The organism is Shigella dysenteriae, assembly GCF_022354085.1.
GTDB classification, from domain to species: domain Bacteria; phylum Pseudomonadota; class Gammaproteobacteria; order Enterobacterales; family Enterobacteriaceae; genus Escherichia; species Escherichia coli.
Genome location: NZ_CP055055.1, coordinates 417,494 through 434,386, shown reverse-complemented (window position 1 = coordinate 434,386; position 16,893 = coordinate 417,494). Strand labels below are relative to the sequence as shown.

Genomic DNA, 16,893 nt, shown 5'->3' with positions numbered 1-16,893 from the left:
ATTTGCAGGAATAACGTAATGACTAATCTTCCCCACTGGTGGCAAAACGGCGCTATCTACCAGATTTATCCAAAGAGTTTTCAGGACACCACGGGTAGCGGTACCGGCGATTTACGTGGCGTTATCCAACGCCTGGACTATCTGCATAAACTGGGCGTTGATGCCATCTGGCTAACCCCCTTTTATGTCTCTCCCCAGGTCGATAACGGTTACGACGTAGCGAACTATACGGCGATTGATCCCACCTACGGCACGCTGGACGATTTTGACGAACTGGTGACGCAGGCAAAATCGCGCGGGATTCGTATCATTCTCGATATGGTGTTTAACCATACCTCTACCCAACATGCCTGGTTTCGCGAGGCGCTGAACAAAGAAAGCCCTTACCGCCAGTTTTATATCTGGCGCGATGGCGAACCAGAAACGCCACCGAACAACTGGCGTTCAAAATTTGGCGGTAGTGCGTGGCGCTGGCATGCGGAAAGCGAACAGTACTATTTGCATCTCTTTGCACCAGAACAAGCGGATCTCAACTGGGAGAATCCAGCGGTACGCGCAGAGCTGAAAAAAGTCTGTGAGTTCTGGGCCGATCGTGGGGTCGACGGGTTGCGCCTGGATGTGGTGAATCTGATCTCCAAAGACCCGCGTTTCCCTGATGACCTGGATGGCGACGGGCGTCGCTTCTACACCGACGGGCCACGAGCACACGAGTTTTTGCACGAGATGAACCGCGATGTGTTTACGCCACGCGGGTTAATGACCGTAGGTGAAATGTCCTCCACCAGCCTTGAGCATTGCCAGCGATACGCGGCACTGACAGGCAGTGAATTATCGATGACCTTTAATTTTCATCACCTGAAGGTCGATTATCCCGGTGGTGAAAAATGGACGCTGGCTAAACCTGACTTTGTGGCGTTGAAAACATTGTTCCGCCACTGGCAACAAGGAATGCACAACGTAGCATGGAATGCCTTGTTCTGGTGTAACCACGATCAGCCGCGCATTGTTTCTCGCTTTGGTGATGAAGGTGAATACCGCGTGCCTGCGGCAAAAATGCTGGCGATGGTGCTGCATGGCATGCAGGGAACGCCGTATATCTACCAGGGCGAAGAGATTGGCATGACCAACCCGCATTTCACGCGCATTACTGACTATCGCGACGTAGAGAGCCTCAATATGTTTGCCGAGCTGCGCAACGATGGTCGTGATGCCGACGAGTTATTGGCAATCCTCGCCAGTAAATCCCGTGACAACAGTCGCACGCCCATGCAATGGAGCAACGGCGATAATGCCGGGTTTACGGCTGGCGAACCGTGGATTGGCCTGGGTGATAACTATCAACAAATCAACGTAGAAGCCGCGCTGGCCGATGATTCCTCGGTGTTTTACACCTACCAAAAGTTAATCGCACTGCGTAAGCAAGAAGCCGTTCTGACATGGGGCAATTACCAGGATCTGCTGCCAAACAGCCCTGTATTGTGGTGCTATCGCCGTGAATGGAAGGGGCAAACCTTGCTGGTCATTGCTAACCTTAGCCGTGAGATCCAACCCTGGCAGCCAGGGCAAATGCGCGGCAACTGGCAGCTTGTGATGCATAACTACGAAGAAGCCTCACCACAACCCTGTGCCATGACTTTACGGCCTTTTGAGGCTGTCTGGTGGTTACAGAAGTAAATCTTCCCTAAGCCCCGGTAATGCCGGTCATTCCGGGGTTTTGTCTGTCAGCATGTTGTTTTTGTTGATTTTTCAACCAGCAAATTCATTAAAAAATTTACATAACGCTGTAGCGCCCGTCATCCGTACGCTCTGCTTTTTACTTTGAGCTACATCAAAAAAAGTTAAAACATCCTTGATGCAAAGCACTATATATAGACTTTAAAATGCGTCCCAACCCAATATGTTGTATTAATCGACTATAATTGCTACTACAGCTCCCCACGAAAAAGGTGCGGCGTTGTGGATAAGCGGATGGCGATTGCGGAAAGCACCGGAAAACGAAACGAAAAAACCGGAAAACGCCTTTCCCAATTTCTGTGGATAACCTGTTCTTAAAAATATGGAGCGATCATGACACCGCATGTGATGAAACGAGACGGCTGCAAAGTGCCGTTTAAATCAGAGCGCATCAAAGAAGCGATTCTGCGTGCAGCTAAAGCAGCGGAAGTCGATGATGCCGATTATTGCGCCACTGTTGCCGCGGTTGTCAGCGAGCAGATGCAGGGCCGCAACCAGGTGGATATCAACGAGATCCAGACCGCAGTTGAAAACCAGCTGATGTCGGGTCCATACAAACAACTGGCTCGTGCTTACATCGAGTACCGTCACGATCGCGACATTGAACGTGAAAAACGCGGTCGCCTGAACCAGGAGATCCGTGGTCTGGTCGAGCAGACCAACGCCTCGTTACTCAACGAAAACGCCAACAAAGACAGCAAGGTGATTCCAACCCAGCGCGACCTGCTGGCCGGGATCGTGGCTAAACACTATGCACGTCAGCACCTGCTGCCGCGTGACGTGGTGCAGGCACATGAGCGTGGCGATATTCACTATCACGATCTCGATTACTCGCCGTTCTTCCCGATGTTCAACTGCATGTTGATCGACCTGAAAGGCATGCTGACCCAGGGCTTTAAGATGGGGAACGCCGAGATTGAACCGCCGAAGTCGATCTCTACGGCAACCGCTGTAACTGCGCAGATTATTGCTCAGGTCGCCAGCCATATTTATGGCGGCACCACCATTAACCGTATCGATGAAGTGCTGGCACCGTTTGTCACCGCCAGCTACAACAAACATCGCAAGACCGCAGAAGAGTGGAACATCCCGGACGCCGAAGGCTACGCTAACTCTCGTACCATTAAAGAGTGCTACGATGCCTTCCAGTCGCTGGAGTACGAAGTAAACACCCTGCACACCGCCAACGGTCAGACGCCATTTGTAACCTTTGGTTTTGGTCTGGGCACCAGCTGGGAATCGCGCCTGATTCAGGAATCGATCCTGCGTAACCGTATCGCAGGCCTCGGTAAAAACTGTAAAACTGCGGTGTTCCCGAAACTGGTGTTTGCGATTCGCGATGGCCTGAACCATAAAAAAGGCGATCCGAACTACGACATCAAACAGCTGGCGCTGGAGTGCGCAAGCAAGCGCATGTATCCGGATATCCTGAACTACGATCAGGTAGTGAAAGTCACCGGTTCGTTTAAAACCCCGATGGGCTGCCGCAGCTTCCTCGGCGTGTGGGAAAATGAAAACGGCGAGCAGATCCACGATGGTCGTAACAACCTCGGCGTGATCAGCCTGAACCTGCCGCGTATTGCGCTGGAAGCAAAAGGCGATGAAGCCACCTTCTGGAAGCTGCTGGATGAACGTCTGGTGCTGGCACGTAAGGCGCTGATGACCCGTATCGCTCGTCTCGAAGGCGTGAAAGCGCGCGTGGCCCCGATCCTCTATATGGAAGGTGCTTGTGGCGTGCGTCTCAATGCTGACGATGATGTTTCTGAAATCTTCAAAAACGGTCGTGCGTCTATTTCGCTGGGTTACATCGGCATCCACGAAACCATTAACGCGCTGTTCGGCGGCGAGCATGTTTACGACAACGAGCAGCTTCGCGCGAAAGGTATCGCCATTGTTGAACGTCTGCGTCAGGCAGTGGATCAGTGGAAAGAAGAAACGGGTTATGGTTTCAGTCTCTACAGCACGCCGAGTGAAAACCTGTGCGACCGCTTCTGCCGTCTCGATACTGCTGAGTTTGGCGTGGTGCCGGGCGTGACCGATAAAGGTTACTACACCAACAGTTTCCACCTCGATGTGGAGAAGAAGGTGAACCCGTACGACAAGATCGACTTTGAAGCGCCTTACCCGCCGCTGGCGAACGGTGGTTTCATTTGCTACGGCGAGTATCCAAACATTCAGCACAACCTGAAGGCGCTGGAAGATGTCTGGGATTACAGCTATCAGCATGTACCGTATTACGGCACCAATACACCGATTGATGAGTGCTACGAGTGTGGCTTTACCGGTGAGTTCGAGTGCACCAGCAAAGGCTTCACCTGCCCGAAATGTGGTAACCATGACGCCTCCCGTGTGTCGGTAACTCGCCGCGTGTGCGGATATTTAGGTAGCCCGGATGCACGTCCGTTTAACGCCGGCAAGCAGGAAGAAGTTAAGCGCCGCGTTAAACATTTGGGAAATGGGCAGATAGGTTGATCTGCACTAAGCAAATGCCGGATGTGATGTGAAAGCGTCGCATCCCGCGTTGATTGCCGGATGCGGCGTAAACGCCTTATCCGGCCTACATTTGGCAACGGCTGTAGGCCTGATAAGACGCGACAGCGTCGCATCAGGCATTGATTACCGGATGCAGTCTACACGCGGACTGATAAGCCAGGCGAAATAATGAATTATCATCAGTACTATCCTGTCGACATCGTCAACGGCCCCGGCACTCGCTGCACCCTGTTTGTCTCCGGGTGTGTTCATGAATGCCCCGGTTGCTATAACAAAAGCACATGGCGGGTAAATTCCGGTCAGCCATTTACCAAAGCAATGGAAGACCAGATCATTAACGATCTGAATGACACTCGTATCAAACGCCAGGGGATTTCCCTCTCCGGCGGCGATCCGCTGCATCCGCAAAACGTGCCGGATATTCTGAAACTGGTACAACGCATCCGCGCCGAGTGTCCGGGTAAAGACATCTGGGTGTGGACAGGCTATAAACTCGACGAACTCAACGCTGCGCAAATGCAGGTTGTTGATTTGATTAACGTGCTGGTCGACGGCAAATTTGTGCAGGATTTAAAAGACCCTTCCCTGATCTGGCGCGGCAGCAGCAATCAGGTGGTGCATCATTTGCGATGATAAGTTCCCTGTTACCTGAGTGCAGGCAACAGGGAAATGAGGAATTAACGATACTTCTGGTGATAGGCGTTGCGGGTCGTTTTCAGTTGCTCTGCGGCAGCCTGCGCTTCTTTTACTTTACCTTCATTTGCCAGCTTCAGCGCGTCGTCAATCTGACCGACCAGAATATCGAAACCGTGGCGGAAGTCTTTCATTTCCGGGCTGTCTGGCGATTTTCCTTCCAGCTTCGGCGGCGTTGCTTTTTGCGCATCCAGCGCCGCGGCACGCATTTTGGTTAACGCGTCTTTGACTTGCGCCGCGTTATCGGCTTTTTCGACCACTTTTAAATTGTCGTTGAGGGTTTCCATATTGTCTTCAAGATCAGCGGCAAACGACGCCGAACTGAATACCAACGAGGAGACTGCAAGAATAGCTAACAGGCTTTTTCGCATTGCTCACTTCCTTTTTTATTTACACTTCATCATTCACACTGCCTCATCGACGACTACGCTCATTCGACCGGGTCACGTACTGCGAGTACGCTCCCCGGCCCTCATTCACTTTCCGTCTCGATGCAGTGCGAATGATTTTGTGTAATTTTTTAGTTTATAGCGCGACAGGTCGCGCCAGTTTTTTTACTGTCCGGCGATTTTCATCTCCGGCAACAGCACAGAACCACACTGTATATTACTGCGTGTTTCAATATCGTTACCGACGGTGACAATATTGCGCCACATATCTTTTAAATTACCTGCGATGGTGATTTCGCTAACCGGATACTGAATTTCGCCGTTTTCTACCCAGAAGCCCGCCGCACCACGGGAATAATCACCGGTAATTGCACTCACGCCCTGGCCCATCAATTCCGTCACCACCAGCCCGGTGCCCATCTCTTTGAGCATCTGCTCGAAGCTTAGACCTTGTCCGGCAATCCGCCAGTTGTGAATACCGCCCGCATGTCCGGTGCTTTTCAGCCCCAGTTTTCGCGCCGAATAGCTGGTCAGCAGCCACTGAGTCAGGATGCCATCTTTAATAATATCGCGACGCTCGGTGCGCACACCTTCGCTGTCGAATGGCGTCGACGCCAGCCCTTTCAGCAGATGCGGATGCTCTTCAATGGTCAGCCAGTCCGGCAGAATTTGTTTACCCAGCGAATCCAGCAGGAAGGTAGATTTACGGTAAACCGATCCACCCGCTATCGCCCCCACCAGATGGCCAAAAAGCCCGGTTGCCACTTCATTGGCAAAAATGACCGGCGCTTTCATGGTGGAGAGTTTACGCGGTGACAGGCGCGATAAAGTACGGCGAGCACAGTCGGCCCCAACCCACTCTGGCGTTTGCAGATCGCTCATCGCACGACCAATGGTGTAGGCGTAATCACGCTCCATATCGCCATTTTCTTCGGCAATTACACAGCTGGAGAGCGAATGACGCGTTGAGCAGTAACCCTGCAACATGCCGTGGCTGTTGCCAAAAACTTTGACACCGTAGTGGCTGTTAAAGCTGCCACCTTCGGTATTGGTGATGCGTTTGTCCGCCTGCAATGCCGCCTGTTCTGCGCGGGCCGCCAGTTCAATGGCTTCATCCGGGGAAACTTCCGCAGGGTGGAACAAGTCGAGATCTGGTGCGTCAAAGGCCAGCAGCTCTTTGTCTGCCACGCCGGCACAGGGATCTGGCGAGGTATAACGGGCAATATCCAGCGCCGCCTGTACAGTACGGGCAATGGCCTGCGGGCTTAAATCGGTGGATGATGCGCTACCTTTGCGGTTCTGGTGATAAACAGTGATCCCCAGCGCGCCATCGCTATTGAATTCAACATTCTCCACTTCACCATAACGCGTGCTTACGCTAATGCCGGTGGTCTTGCTGACGGCAACTTCCGCACCGTCCGATTTGCCTGAGGCCAACTCCAGCGCAGTGGAAACTGCTTCTTCCAGAATCTTGCGCTGCGCTTCAACTTGAGAGATTACTTTCATTGCAAGTGCCATAATGTAGAGAGTTTCTCTGAAGTCTAACAGAGAACCGTTTTTCAGTGCGCATCTTAACTGGTAACATTAGCCTCTTTTTTTAAGGAGCCTGAGATGACTAAGCAGCCCGAAGACTGGCTCGACGACGTTCCCGGTGATGACATCGAAGACGAAGACGATGAAATTATCTGGGTCAGTAAAAGTGAAATTAAACGTGATGCCGAGGAGCTAAAACGCCTTGGCGCGGAAATTGTTGATCTGGGGAAAAACGCGCTGGATAAGATCCCGTTAGATGCGGATCTGCGCGCGGCTATTGAGCTCGCCCAGCGTATTAAGATGGAAGGTCGCCGCCGCCAGTTGCAGCTCATCGGTAAGATGCTGCGCCAGCGCGATGTAGAACCGATCCGTCAGGCGCTGGATAAGCTGAAAAACCGTCACAACCAGCAGGTGGTGCTGTTCCATAAACTGGAAAACCTGCGCGATCGTCTGATCGATCAAGGTGATGACGCCATCGCTGAGGTATTAAATCTGTGGCCCGATGCCGATCGTCAGCAACTGCGTACTCTGATCCGCAACGCGAAGAAAGAGAAAGAAGGGAATAAGCCGCCGAAATCCGCACGCCAGATTTTCCAGTATCTGCGCGAACTGGCGGAGAATGAAGGGTAATTTTCGTTGTTGATGTGAGTATGGTTTGCCGGATGCGGTGCACCTGTAGGCCTGATAAGACGCATCAAGCGTCGCATCAGGCACTATGCTCAAATGCCGGATGCGGCGTGAACGCCTTATCCGGCCTACGCACACTATATCAGGCTAAGGCCGAATTACTGCGCGGCTTCCGCCTTCTTCGCCAGACCATCCAGCAGTTTCTGATGGATCCCACCAAAACCGCCGTTGCTCATCACCAGAATATGGTCGCCAGGCTGAGCGGTTTTCACCACCATATCTGCCAGCGTATCCACATCGCCACTCCAGTGTGCAGGCTGAACGCAGGCTTCTGCCACTTCTGCCACCTGCCACGGAATATGCGCCGGTTGCAGCAGGAAGACTTCATCGGCACGACCTAATGAAGGTGCCAGATCGTCTTTGCAGATCCCCATTTTCATGGTATTCGAGCGCGGCTCCAGCACAGCAATAATGCGCGCCGTACCACCAACTTTGCCACGCAGCGCCGCAAGCGTTGCCAGAATCGCCGTCGGATGATGGGCAAAATCGTCATATACCGTGACGCCATTCGCTTCACCACGCAACTCCAGACGGCGGCGAGCGTTAATAAACGAACCCAGCGCGTTAGCGGCATCTGCCGGCGCTACACCAACATGACGCGCCGCCGCAATCGCCATCAGGCCATTGTGCATATTATGTTCACCGACCAGCGACCATTTCACTTCGCCCACTTTTTCGCCATCCAACAAGACTTCCCATTCAGAAGCGTCAGTGGTTAGCTTTTTCGCCTGCCAGTGACCCTGCTCGCCCACCAGCTCCTGCTCGCTCCAGCAGCCCATCGCCATGGTCTGTTTCAGGTTGATGTCGTTTTCTGGCCAGATAATACGGCCCTGCCCCGGAACGATACGCACCAGATGGTGGAACTGTTTCTGGATCGCTTTCAGGTCGTCAAAGATATCGGCGTGATCGAACTCAAGGTTGTTGAGGATCAGCGTACGCGGGCAGTAATGGACAAATTTAGAGCGTTTGTCGAAGAAGGCGCAGTCATACTCATCCGCTTCGATAACAAAGAAGTCGCTTTCGCCCAGACGAGCCGAAACCTCAAAGTTCCCCGGCACACCGCCGATCACAAATCCCGGTTTGTAACCGCACTGTTCCAGAATCCAGGTCGCCATTCCCGCGGTGGTAGTTTTGCCGTGTGTACCGGCAACGGCCAGCACCCAGCGATCGCGCAGCACAAAATCGTGCAGCCACTGTGGACCTGACATATAAGGGATGTTTTTTTCCAGTACCGCTTCCACACACGGATTTCCACGGGTCATGGCGTTGCCAATAATCACCAGATCCGGCTGCGGATCGAGCTGGCTGGCATCGTAACCCTGAATCAGTTCAATGCCTTGCTTCTCAAGTAAGGTGCTCATCGGCGGATACACATTGGCGTCCGAACCCGTTACTTCATGGCCTAACTGGCGCGCCAGCATCGCCAGACCGCCCATAAACGTGCCACAAATTCCTAAAATATGAATGCGCATACGTCACTATCCTTTTTTAATCTGCCGCTCATTTTACGCATATGTCGGGCAAGTGAGAAACGCATTTCAGGATAATCCGCAATTTGCTGGCGCGATTCACCTGAGCGCAACATTGAGATTATTTGTTAAGATTGTTGCGGTCGCTTTACTCCATAAACATTGCAGGGAAAGTTTTATGAAAACGTTAGGTGAATTTATTGTCGAAAAGCAGCACGAGTTTTCTCATGCTACCGGTGAGCTCACTGCTTTGCTGTCGGCAATAAAACTGGGCGCCAAGATTATCCATCGCGATATCAACAAAGCAGGACTGGTTGATATCCTGGGTGCCAGCGGTGCTGAGAACGTGCAGGGCGAGGTTCAACAGAAACTCGACTTGTTCGCTAATGAAAAACTGAAAGCCGCACTGAAAGCACGCGATATCGTTGCGGGCATTGCCTCTGAAGAAGAAGATGAGATTGTTGTCTTTGAAGGCTGTGAACATGCAAAATACGTGGTGCTGATGGACCCACTGGATGGCTCGTCCAACATCGATGTTAACGTCTCTGTCGGTACCATTTTCTCCATCTACCGCCGCGTTACGCCTGTTGGCACGCCGGTAACGGAAGAAGATTTCCTCCAGCCTGGTAACAAACAGGTTGCGGCAGGTTACGTGGTATACGGCTCCTCTACCATGCTGGTTTACACTACCGGATGCGGTGTTCACGCCTTTACTTACGATCCTTCGCTGGGCGTTTTCTGCCTGTGCCAGGAACGGATGCGCTTCCCGGAGAAAGGCAAAACCTACTCCATCAACGAAGGAAACTACATTAAGTTTCCGAACGGGGTGAAGAAGTACATTAAATTCTGCCAGGAAGAAGATAAATCCACCAATCGCCCGTATACCTCGCGTTATATCGGTTCACTGGTTGCGGATTTCCACCGTAACCTGCTGAAAGGCGGTATTTATCTCTACCCAAGCACCGCCAGCCACCCGGACGGCAAACTGCGTTTGCTGTATGAGTGCAACCCGATGGCATTCCTGGCGGAACAAGCGGGCGGTAAAGCGAGCGATGGCAAAGAGCGTATTCTGGATATTATCCCGGAAACCCTGCACCAGCGCCGTTCGTTCTTTGTCGGCAACGACCATATGGTTGAAGATGTCGAACGCTTTATCCGTGAGTTCCCGGACGCGTAATCTCCTGCGCCTCTCCACACGGAGAGGCGTTTTTATCGCTGCGCAATGTTGACTCTTGTCACTGGCGAACTCTGACGATTCTCCCACAGCACCGTTAATCCACGCTGTAATGCTATAAAAATAAACAACAAAATACCGATGGCGATTTTCGTCCACCATGAGCTCAGCGTGCCATCAAAGTTTATGTAAGTCTGAATCAGTCCCTGAATCGCCACGCCAAAAAGCGTCCCTAATACCGTTCCAACGCCACCGCTCAAAAGCGTACCGCCAATCACCACTGAGGCGATAGCGTCCAGTTCCACACCTACGCCCGCCAGCGCATATCCGGCTTGGGTATAAATCGAGAAGACAATCCCCGCCAGCGTTGCCAGTCCGGTGGAGAGCATATAAATGCGAATAGTAGTGCTACGGGTAGAAATCCCCATCAGGTTTGCCGACGTCGCATTGCCGCCAATGGCGTATACCTGATTACCAAAACGGGTACGATGCGCGAGGAATATGCCGATAACCACCACCGCCAGCATCAGCAGCCCCATCGCACTTAAGCGACCGCCGCCAGGGATTTTCCACGCAAGGCTTGAGAGCGTGTCATAAATGGGATGGTTTATCGGGATCGACTCTTCCGAAACGAGATAGCTGACGCCGCGCAAAAAGAACATTCCCGCCAGCGTAATGATAAATGCCGGGATCTTCAGGGCGTCGATCAGAAGCCCCATAAATGCGCCAAAGGCACAGCCCATTACCAGCACCAGCGGAAATGCCAGCAACGGCGAGAGGCCGAAATCGCCAATCACTTTTGCCAGAAACACGCCGGTAAAGGCGATCACCGAACCGACGGAGAGATCGATCCCACCGGAGAGGATCACAAAGGTCATGCCAACGGCAATGATCCCAAGAAAGGCGTTATCGGTCAGGATATTGCAGATCACTCTTGTGGAAGCAAAACCGGGAAACTGGGTCAGGCAGTAAAGATAACCCAACACAAAGACGCCGATGGTGATCATAAGCGGCAAGTTACGTTTTATCACGGCTACGCACTCCTTTAATCAGACTGATAAAGCGTTGCGACTGAACAATCAGCACGCAAAGCACCACCACCGCTTTCACCACCTGGTTCATCTCTGGCGGAAAGCCCGAAAGCAAAATTCCGGTGTTCATCCCCTGAATAATCAGCGCCCCCACCACCGAAAGCAGCAGGTTAAAGCGCCCGCCCATCAGCGATCCGCCGCCAATCACCACCGCGAGAATGGCGTCCAGCTCCAGCCATAACCCGGCGTTATTGGCATCGGCACCGCGAATATCCGCCGCCACGATAATGCCCGCAATCGCCGCACATAGCCCGCTCAACACGTAGGTGAGCATGACGATGATTCGCGTGTTGACTCCGGCATTTTTTGCCGCCCGAATGTTGATACCAACGGCTTCGATAAACATCCCCAGCGCCGTTTTGCGGGTCAACAGCCAGAACAGGAGAAGCGTCAGCACCGCGATAATGACCGGCGTTGGCAGGAACAATAGCGATCCACTGCCAAACCATGAGAGATCCGGCGAGTTAAACGTGACGATCTGTCCGGAGGTGATCAGTTGCGCCACGCCGCGCCCGGCGACCATCAGGATCAGAGTGGCGACAAACGGCTGAATTTTGAGGATCGCTACCAGTATGCCGTTCCACAATCCCGCCAGGATGCCAGTGCTCAGGGCGCTTAACAAAACAATCGGCAGGCTGAATCCCGCGACCGTCATCGCAGCCGTTGTGGCTCCGGCGATAGCCATCACCGCCCCCACAGAGAGATCAATCCCTCCTGTTGCGATCACCAGCGTCATGCCAATCGCCAACAGCGCAACGGGGGCCGCACGGTTAAGAATGTCGATAGGGCTACCGAACAAACGCCCATCCTGAAGCACCACCTGCCAGAAATGCGGGGCCACCAGGCTATCGACCAGCAGCACCAGCAACAGTGCCGCCAGCTGCGGCATTCCCGTTGGCCAGCGAAAGCGCCTTTTTGGCGTAGTGGTGTCCGGAAGAGATTGAGGCATCACACTGTTCTCCTTACGCCGCAATGGCGTTCATGATCGCCGGAACGGAAAGCTCTGCCAGCGGGATCTCCGCCACCTGTTTGCGATCGCGCATGATGATCACCCGATCGGCATAGCCCACCAGCTCTTCCAGTTCGGAGGAGATCACCAGCAGCGCCAGACCATCGGCGCATAGCGTTTCAATCAGGCGGATGATCTCGGCGTGGGCACCAACATCAATGCCGCGGGTTGGCTCATCAAGGATCAGAAATTGCGGTCGGGTCAGTAGCCAACGTGAAAGCAATACTTTTTGCTGATTGCCGCCGGAGAGAAATTCAATCGGTTGTTCAGTTGAAGGTGTGCGAATGCCAAGCTGGCGGATAAAGCGTTCGGCAATCTCTTGCTGTTCTTTACGGGAAATAGGTCGTAGCCAGCCGCGCTGGGCCTGGAGAGCGAGGATGATATTTTCCCGCACCGAGGCAGCAGCGATGATGCCATCGGTTTTCCTGTCTTCCGGGCAGAAGCCGATACCCAGTACCGACGCCTGATGTGGCGATCGCAGGGTTTGCGGTTTGCCTTTGATCAACGCAGTGCCGCTGTCAGCAGGTTTGATACCGAAGATCACTTCGGCGGTTTCGGTACGTCCTGATCCCAGCAAGCCAGCCAGACCGACGATCTCGCCGGGGCGTACTTCGAGATCAAACGGTGCGATCGTTCCTTTTTTGCCGTAATTTTTGAACGCTGCAACGGGTTTGTCGCTCAACAATGTTCGCCCGGCACGCTGTAGCGCGTGGGTATCCAGCTCGCGCCCCAGCATCATTTTTACCAGTTCGATCTGCGGTAGCTCGCGCGTTTCCCGACAGCCTACGAAACTGCCGTTGCGTAAGACGGTGATCCGATCGCTGACCTGATAGACCTGATCGAGAAAGTGAGTGACAAAGATCAGGCTGACGCCGCGATCGCGCAACTGACGCATCAGGCCAAACAGTAACTCTACTTCCTGGGTGTCGAGACTGGCGGTGGGTTCATCGAGGATCAGCACTTTGGCAGAGAGATCGATAGCCCGGCAAATGGCGACGATTTGCTGCATCGCGACTGAAAAGCGGTTAAGCGGTTCACGCACGTCGAGGGAGAAACCGTAAGATGCCATCAGTTCGGTGGCGCGCTTTTCCATCTCTTTACGGCGTAGAAGCCCGAAACGTTTGGGTTCGCGACCTATGAATAGATTATCAGCGACCGACATATTGGGTAGCAGGTTGACTTCCTGATAAACGGTTCCGATGCCGAGTTGTTGTGCATGGGCGGTATTTTTCGGTGAGATAGCCTGGCCTTCCAGCCAGATGGTGCCGCGATCGGCGTGGTAAACACCGGTTAATGCTTTGATTAGCGTCGATTTTCCCGCCCCGTTTTCACCGAGCAGCGCCATGATTTCGCCACGGCGCAGGCTGAAATCAACGTTGTCTAACGCTTTGACGCCGGGGAAAAATTTACTTAATCCTTCGGTGCGGAGGATTTCCTGGTGTTGGTCGGTCGTCATGGTTTCCCCCGGTGTAAAGCGTGCTCCCAGTAGGCATGATAAGACGCGGTAAGCGTCACATCAGGCTTCAGTGCACCATCGCCGGATGCGGCGCGAGCGCCTTATCCGGCCTACGAATCGGCATCAGGCATAGCAACCCTCAATACCCCATATTTTTCTTCTTCTCTAACTCTTCTTTTGCGGTATCAGGCAGGTAAAGGGTGGATTTGGTTAACGTCAGCTTTTCAGGCATGGTGCCGTCTTTTTTGTATTTCTCCAGCGCGTCAAAAGCGGGTCCCGCCATGTTCGGCGTCAGTTCAACACTGGCGTTCGCTTCGCCATCCATCATCGCTTTGTAGATGTCCGGTACACCGTCAATGGAACCCGTGAGGATATCTTTGCCCGGTTTCAGGCCCGCTTCTTTAATTGCCTGAATTGCACCAATCACCATGTCGTCGTTATGGGCGTAAACCATGCAGATGTTTTTGCCGTTGTTTTCCGCTTTGATAAAGCTCTCCATGACTTCTTTGCCTTTACTGCGGGTGAAGTCACCTGACTGCGAGCGGATGATTTTGATATTTGGCGCATTCTTAATGGCTTCGGCAAAGCCTTTCTTACGGTCAATGGCGACGCTGGCCCCAACGGTGCCCTGCAGCTCCACCACGTTGCATGGTTTGCCATTCACTTCTTTTACCAGCCAGTCACCGATCAACTTACCTTCGAGGATGTTGTCGGCAGTAACGGTGGTCATATAGAGAGATTTGTCTTTCACATCGATGGAACGGTCGAGCAAGAAGACCGGGATTTCGGCATCTTTCGCCTCTTTTAATACCGGTTCCCAACCTGTCGCGACCACCGGAGCGATAAAGATCGCATCCACCCCTTGTGCAACGAAGGAACGTACCGCTTTAATCTGGTTTTCCTGCTTTTGCTGACCATCGGCAATTTTCAGCGTAATTCCGCGTTTTTCGGCCTCACTTTTCGCCACATTGGTTTCTGCGGCGCGCCAGCCGGATTCCGATCCGACCTGCGAAAATCCTACGGTTAATGGAGCGGCCAACGCCATAGACGACATGGCTGCCGAGACTGCAGAGACTACAAGTAAGCGTTTCCACATAGGGTTGTCCTCGTCGGGGTAATTATTATTGGTGAAAAGATGTTCGCGAAAAAACTATAGACAATTCGTTATGTAACGGATTGCGTTACATCACACTTCAAAAAAGTAAATAAAACGTTAATCACAAGTTTGTAATCGCTTTCATCTCACTATGAAAAATGCGGCTACGGTTATGGATTTTCCTGCTCTGTATACCGTCTTAAAACTGGCGAAAAAGGAAAATGAAGACGAAAACAAGCGAAGACATTCGGCGCGAGTTGGCTATAATACTCGGCACTTGTTTGCCACATATTTTTAAAGGAAACAGACATGAGCTTACTCAACGTCCCTGCGGGTAAAGATCTGCCGGAAGACATCTACGTTGTTATTGAGATCCCGGCTAACGCAGATCCGATCAAATACGAAATCGACAAAGAGAGCGGCGCACTGTTCGTTGACCGCTTCATGTCCACCGCGATGTTCTATCCGTGCAACTACGGTTACATCAACCACACCCTGTCTCTGGACGGTGACCCGGTTGACGTACTGGTCCCGACTCCGTACCCGCTGCAGCCGGGTTCTGTGATCCGTTGCCGTCCGGTTGGCGTTCTGAAAATGACCGACGAAGCCGGTGAAGATGCGAAACTGATTGCTGTTCCGCACACCAAGCTGAGCAAAGAATACGATCACATTAAAGACGTTAACGATCTGCCAGAGCTGCTGAAAGCGCAGATCGCTCACTTCTTCGAGCACTACAAAGACCTCGAAAAAGGCAAGTGGGTGAAAGTTGAAGGTTGGGAAAACGCAGAAGCCGCTAAAGCTGAAATCTTTGCCTCCTTCGAGCGCGCCAAGAATAAATAAGTTCTTATAGCGCAATAACCCTGAACGCCGGGCTTCGGTTAGTAAGGGTTTTTTTATGCCCGCGATAAATAAACACACCTTATTCCACCACCGCCTGCAAGCGTAATAACGCCTCTTCCACCACCTCATCCGCAGCCAGACCAATACGCTTTGCCAGCCGGGCGCGTAGATCCATCATCCGCACCTGATTAACCAGCACCACGCCGTGCACATCGCCTTCTTCGCAATGTAAAGGAACGCTAAATCCGGCATAACGGGCAAAATTTCCACCCTGCGTAATGGGGGCCACCAGCGTCATTCCCAGTTGATTAAAGGCTTGAACGGAGAGCACAAGCGCAGGTCGACCAGCACCTTGCTGTTCATGGCCGCTTGCTGGATCAAAGCCAACCAGCACAATGTCTCCCCGTTCAAATTCACTTTTCTTTACCATATTTCGTCACCCGCAGGGGTGGATTTACCCCAGACATCCTGCTCGCTAAGTTCCGCGGCGTTCATGTCACACTGTGCCAGCAGTTCATCAAGCGAGTAGCGCCTGGAGATGGGTGTCAGAATCAGTTGGTTGTTGCTCACCTGCGCTTCCACGCTCTGCCCCGGCTGTAAGTTAAGTTCTTTCATTACGATATTGGGAATGACCATACCTGCACTGTTCCCCCATCTTTTTATGGTAATACGCATCTGCACCTCCTTAAGTTATACAAAGTATAACTCACGGTGCTACAGGAAACGTTTTACCCCTGCGCATTTGTGAATGCCAGCAGAGTTTTTTATGCGTTAATAGATATGGAAAGCGGCTCGGAGAGAAAAGCAAAAGGTGAGGGAATTACAAAACAGAATGCGAGTCGTCTCGCAAAAAACAACGCCACCCGAAGGTGGCGTATGCATATGGTTACTTATCCCTGTCTAACCAGTCGCCGCTTTCAATTAGCTTTAATCCATCGACGGGTCGTTGATAAACGTACATCCATGCACTCCCGTACGGCGTCTGAATCAACTGGCGCGCGTATTCACCGCCCCTGGTGCGCAAGGCATCAAGTTCGGCCAGCGTGGCGTTGTCAATACGATAAACTTCACCGTGTACTGTTCCGTTCCCCGGAACTGCGCCTGGATAGTGGCCCAGGCTATACAACTGGTAGTTATCGATACTGAAATCGCCCAGTAACTGGGCATTGGTCATCCAGTGACTGTTGCCTTGTTTGTGGCGTAAACTGCCGTAGACAAATATTCGCATT

General features: G+C 52.5%; 16 protein-coding genes. 6 read left to right on the top strand and 10 right to left on the bottom strand.

The features are described 5' to 3' along the window. Positions 1-18 precede the first annotated feature (18 nt). The 3 genes from treC (at position 19) to nrdG (ending at position 4,860) form a co-directional block, all read left to right on the top strand. Positions 19-1,674, top strand: coding sequence for an alpha,alpha-phosphotrehalase (treC, locus tag HUZ68_RS02200; RefSeq protein WP_089627482.1), 1,656 nt, complete (start codon positions 19-21; stop codon positions 1,672-1,674). A 393-nt stretch (positions 1,675-2,067) separates the two neighbouring features. After that, the gene (gene nrdD, locus HUZ68_RS02195) at positions 2,068-4,206 is read left to right on the top strand and encodes an anaerobic ribonucleoside-triphosphate reductase (RefSeq protein ID WP_100030614.1); all 2,139 of its coding nucleotides are present in this window, start codon (positions 2,068-2,070) and stop codon (positions 4,204-4,206) included. Positions 4,207-4,395: 189 nt separating this feature from the next. Further along, entirely contained in the window at positions 4,396-4,860 is a 465-nt protein-coding gene (gene nrdG, locus HUZ68_RS02190) for an anaerobic ribonucleoside-triphosphate reductase-activating protein (RefSeq protein WP_001106233.1), read from the top strand. A 44-nt stretch (positions 4,861-4,904) separates the two neighbouring features. Here nrdG and cybC read toward each other — a convergent pair whose 3' ends face one another. Both cybC and pmbA read right to left on the bottom strand, forming a co-directional pair. Then, positions 4,905-5,291, bottom strand: coding sequence for a cytochrome b562 (cybC, locus tag HUZ68_RS02185; protein ID WP_001232246.1), 387 nt, complete (start codon positions 5,289-5,291; stop codon positions 4,905-4,907). A gap of 183 nt (positions 5,292-5,474) precedes the next feature. Then, entirely contained in the window at positions 5,475-6,827 is a 1,353-nt protein-coding gene (pmbA, locus tag HUZ68_RS02180; protein WP_001162171.1) for a metalloprotease PmbA, read from the bottom strand. 93 nt (positions 6,828-6,920) lie between these two features. Here pmbA and yjgA point away from each other — a divergent pair, with 93 nt between their 5' ends. After that, positions 6,921-7,472: a ribosome biogenesis factor YjgA gene (yjgA, locus tag HUZ68_RS02175; RefSeq protein WP_000166270.1), complete on the top strand. Its 552-nt coding sequence runs from the start codon at positions 6,921-6,923 to the stop codon at positions 7,470-7,472. 155 nt (positions 7,473-7,627) lie between these two features. Here yjgA and mpl read toward each other — a convergent pair whose 3' ends face one another. Next, the gene (gene mpl, locus HUZ68_RS02170; RefSeq protein WP_001219792.1) at positions 7,628-9,001 is read right to left on the bottom strand and encodes a UDP-N-acetylmuramate:L-alanyl-gamma-D-glutamyl-meso-diaminopimelate ligase; all 1,374 of its coding nucleotides are present in this window, start codon (positions 8,999-9,001) and stop codon (positions 7,628-7,630) included. 175 nt (positions 9,002-9,176) lie between these two features. Between mpl and fbp the strand changes: the two genes are divergently transcribed. Further along, on the top strand, positions 9,177-10,175 hold the full coding sequence (fbp, locus tag HUZ68_RS02165; RefSeq protein ID WP_000853753.1) for a class 1 fructose-bisphosphatase: 999 nt from the start codon (positions 9,177-9,179) through the stop codon (positions 10,173-10,175). A 32-nt stretch (positions 10,176-10,207) separates the two neighbouring features. Here the strand turns inward: fbp and yjfF are convergent, their stop codons facing one another. The 4 genes from yjfF to ytfQ form a co-directional block, all read right to left on the bottom strand. Beyond that, positions 10,208-11,203, bottom strand: a complete 996-nt coding sequence (gene yjfF / locus HUZ68_RS02160) for a galactofuranose ABC transporter, permease protein YjfF (RefSeq protein ID WP_000596015.1) — start codon at positions 11,201-11,203, stop codon at positions 10,208-10,210. After that, complete coding sequence (ytfT, locus tag HUZ68_RS02155; protein ID WP_033815210.1) at positions 11,190-12,212, bottom strand: galactofuranose ABC transporter, ATP-binding protein YtfT; 1,023 nt, start codon at positions 12,210-12,212, stop codon at positions 11,190-11,192. The genes yjfF and ytfT overlap by 14 nt, the downstream gene beginning before the upstream one ends. 13 nt (positions 12,213-12,225) lie before the next feature. Then, a complete protein-coding gene (gene ytfR / locus HUZ68_RS02150) occupies positions 12,226-13,728 on the bottom strand; it encodes a galactofuranose ABC transporter, ATP-binding protein YtfR (RefSeq protein ID WP_000205813.1) in 1,503 nt (500 codons plus the stop codon). A 139-nt stretch (positions 13,729-13,867) separates the two neighbouring features. Beyond that, positions 13,868-14,824, bottom strand: a complete 957-nt coding sequence (gene ytfQ / locus HUZ68_RS02145) for a galactofuranose ABC transporter substrate-binding protein YtfQ (RefSeq protein WP_000265942.1) — start codon at positions 14,822-14,824, stop codon at positions 13,868-13,870. A 309-nt stretch (positions 14,825-15,133) separates the two neighbouring features. On the opposite strand from ytfQ, the gene ppa reads away from it, so the two are divergent. Then, a complete protein-coding gene (ppa, locus tag HUZ68_RS02140; RefSeq protein WP_239594018.1) occupies positions 15,134-15,664 on the top strand; it encodes an inorganic diphosphatase in 531 nt (176 codons plus the stop codon). A gap of 79 nt (positions 15,665-15,743) precedes the next feature. On the opposite strand, the gene chpB is transcribed toward ppa, so the two are convergent. The 3 genes from chpB to HUZ68_RS02125 form a co-directional block, all read right to left on the bottom strand. After that, positions 15,744-16,094 (bottom strand): endoribonuclease toxin ChpB, encoded by a 351-nt coding sequence (gene chpB / locus HUZ68_RS02135; protein WP_000239579.1) that lies wholly within the window; start codon positions 16,092-16,094, stop codon positions 15,744-15,746. Beyond that, positions 16,088-16,339 carry a type II toxin-antitoxin system antitoxin ChpS gene (gene chpS, locus HUZ68_RS02130; RefSeq protein WP_001223208.1) on the bottom strand — a complete coding sequence of 84 codons (252 nt, stop codon included), beginning with the start codon at positions 16,337-16,339 and terminating at the stop codon, positions 16,088-16,090. The genes chpB and chpS overlap by 7 nt, the downstream gene beginning before the upstream one ends. Before the next feature lie 211 nt (positions 16,340-16,550). Further along, positions 16,551-16,892, bottom strand: a complete 342-nt coding sequence (locus HUZ68_RS02125) for a gamma-glutamylcyclotransferase family protein (protein WP_001219160.1) — start codon at positions 16,890-16,892, stop codon at positions 16,551-16,553. Position 16,893 lies beyond the last annotated feature (1 nt).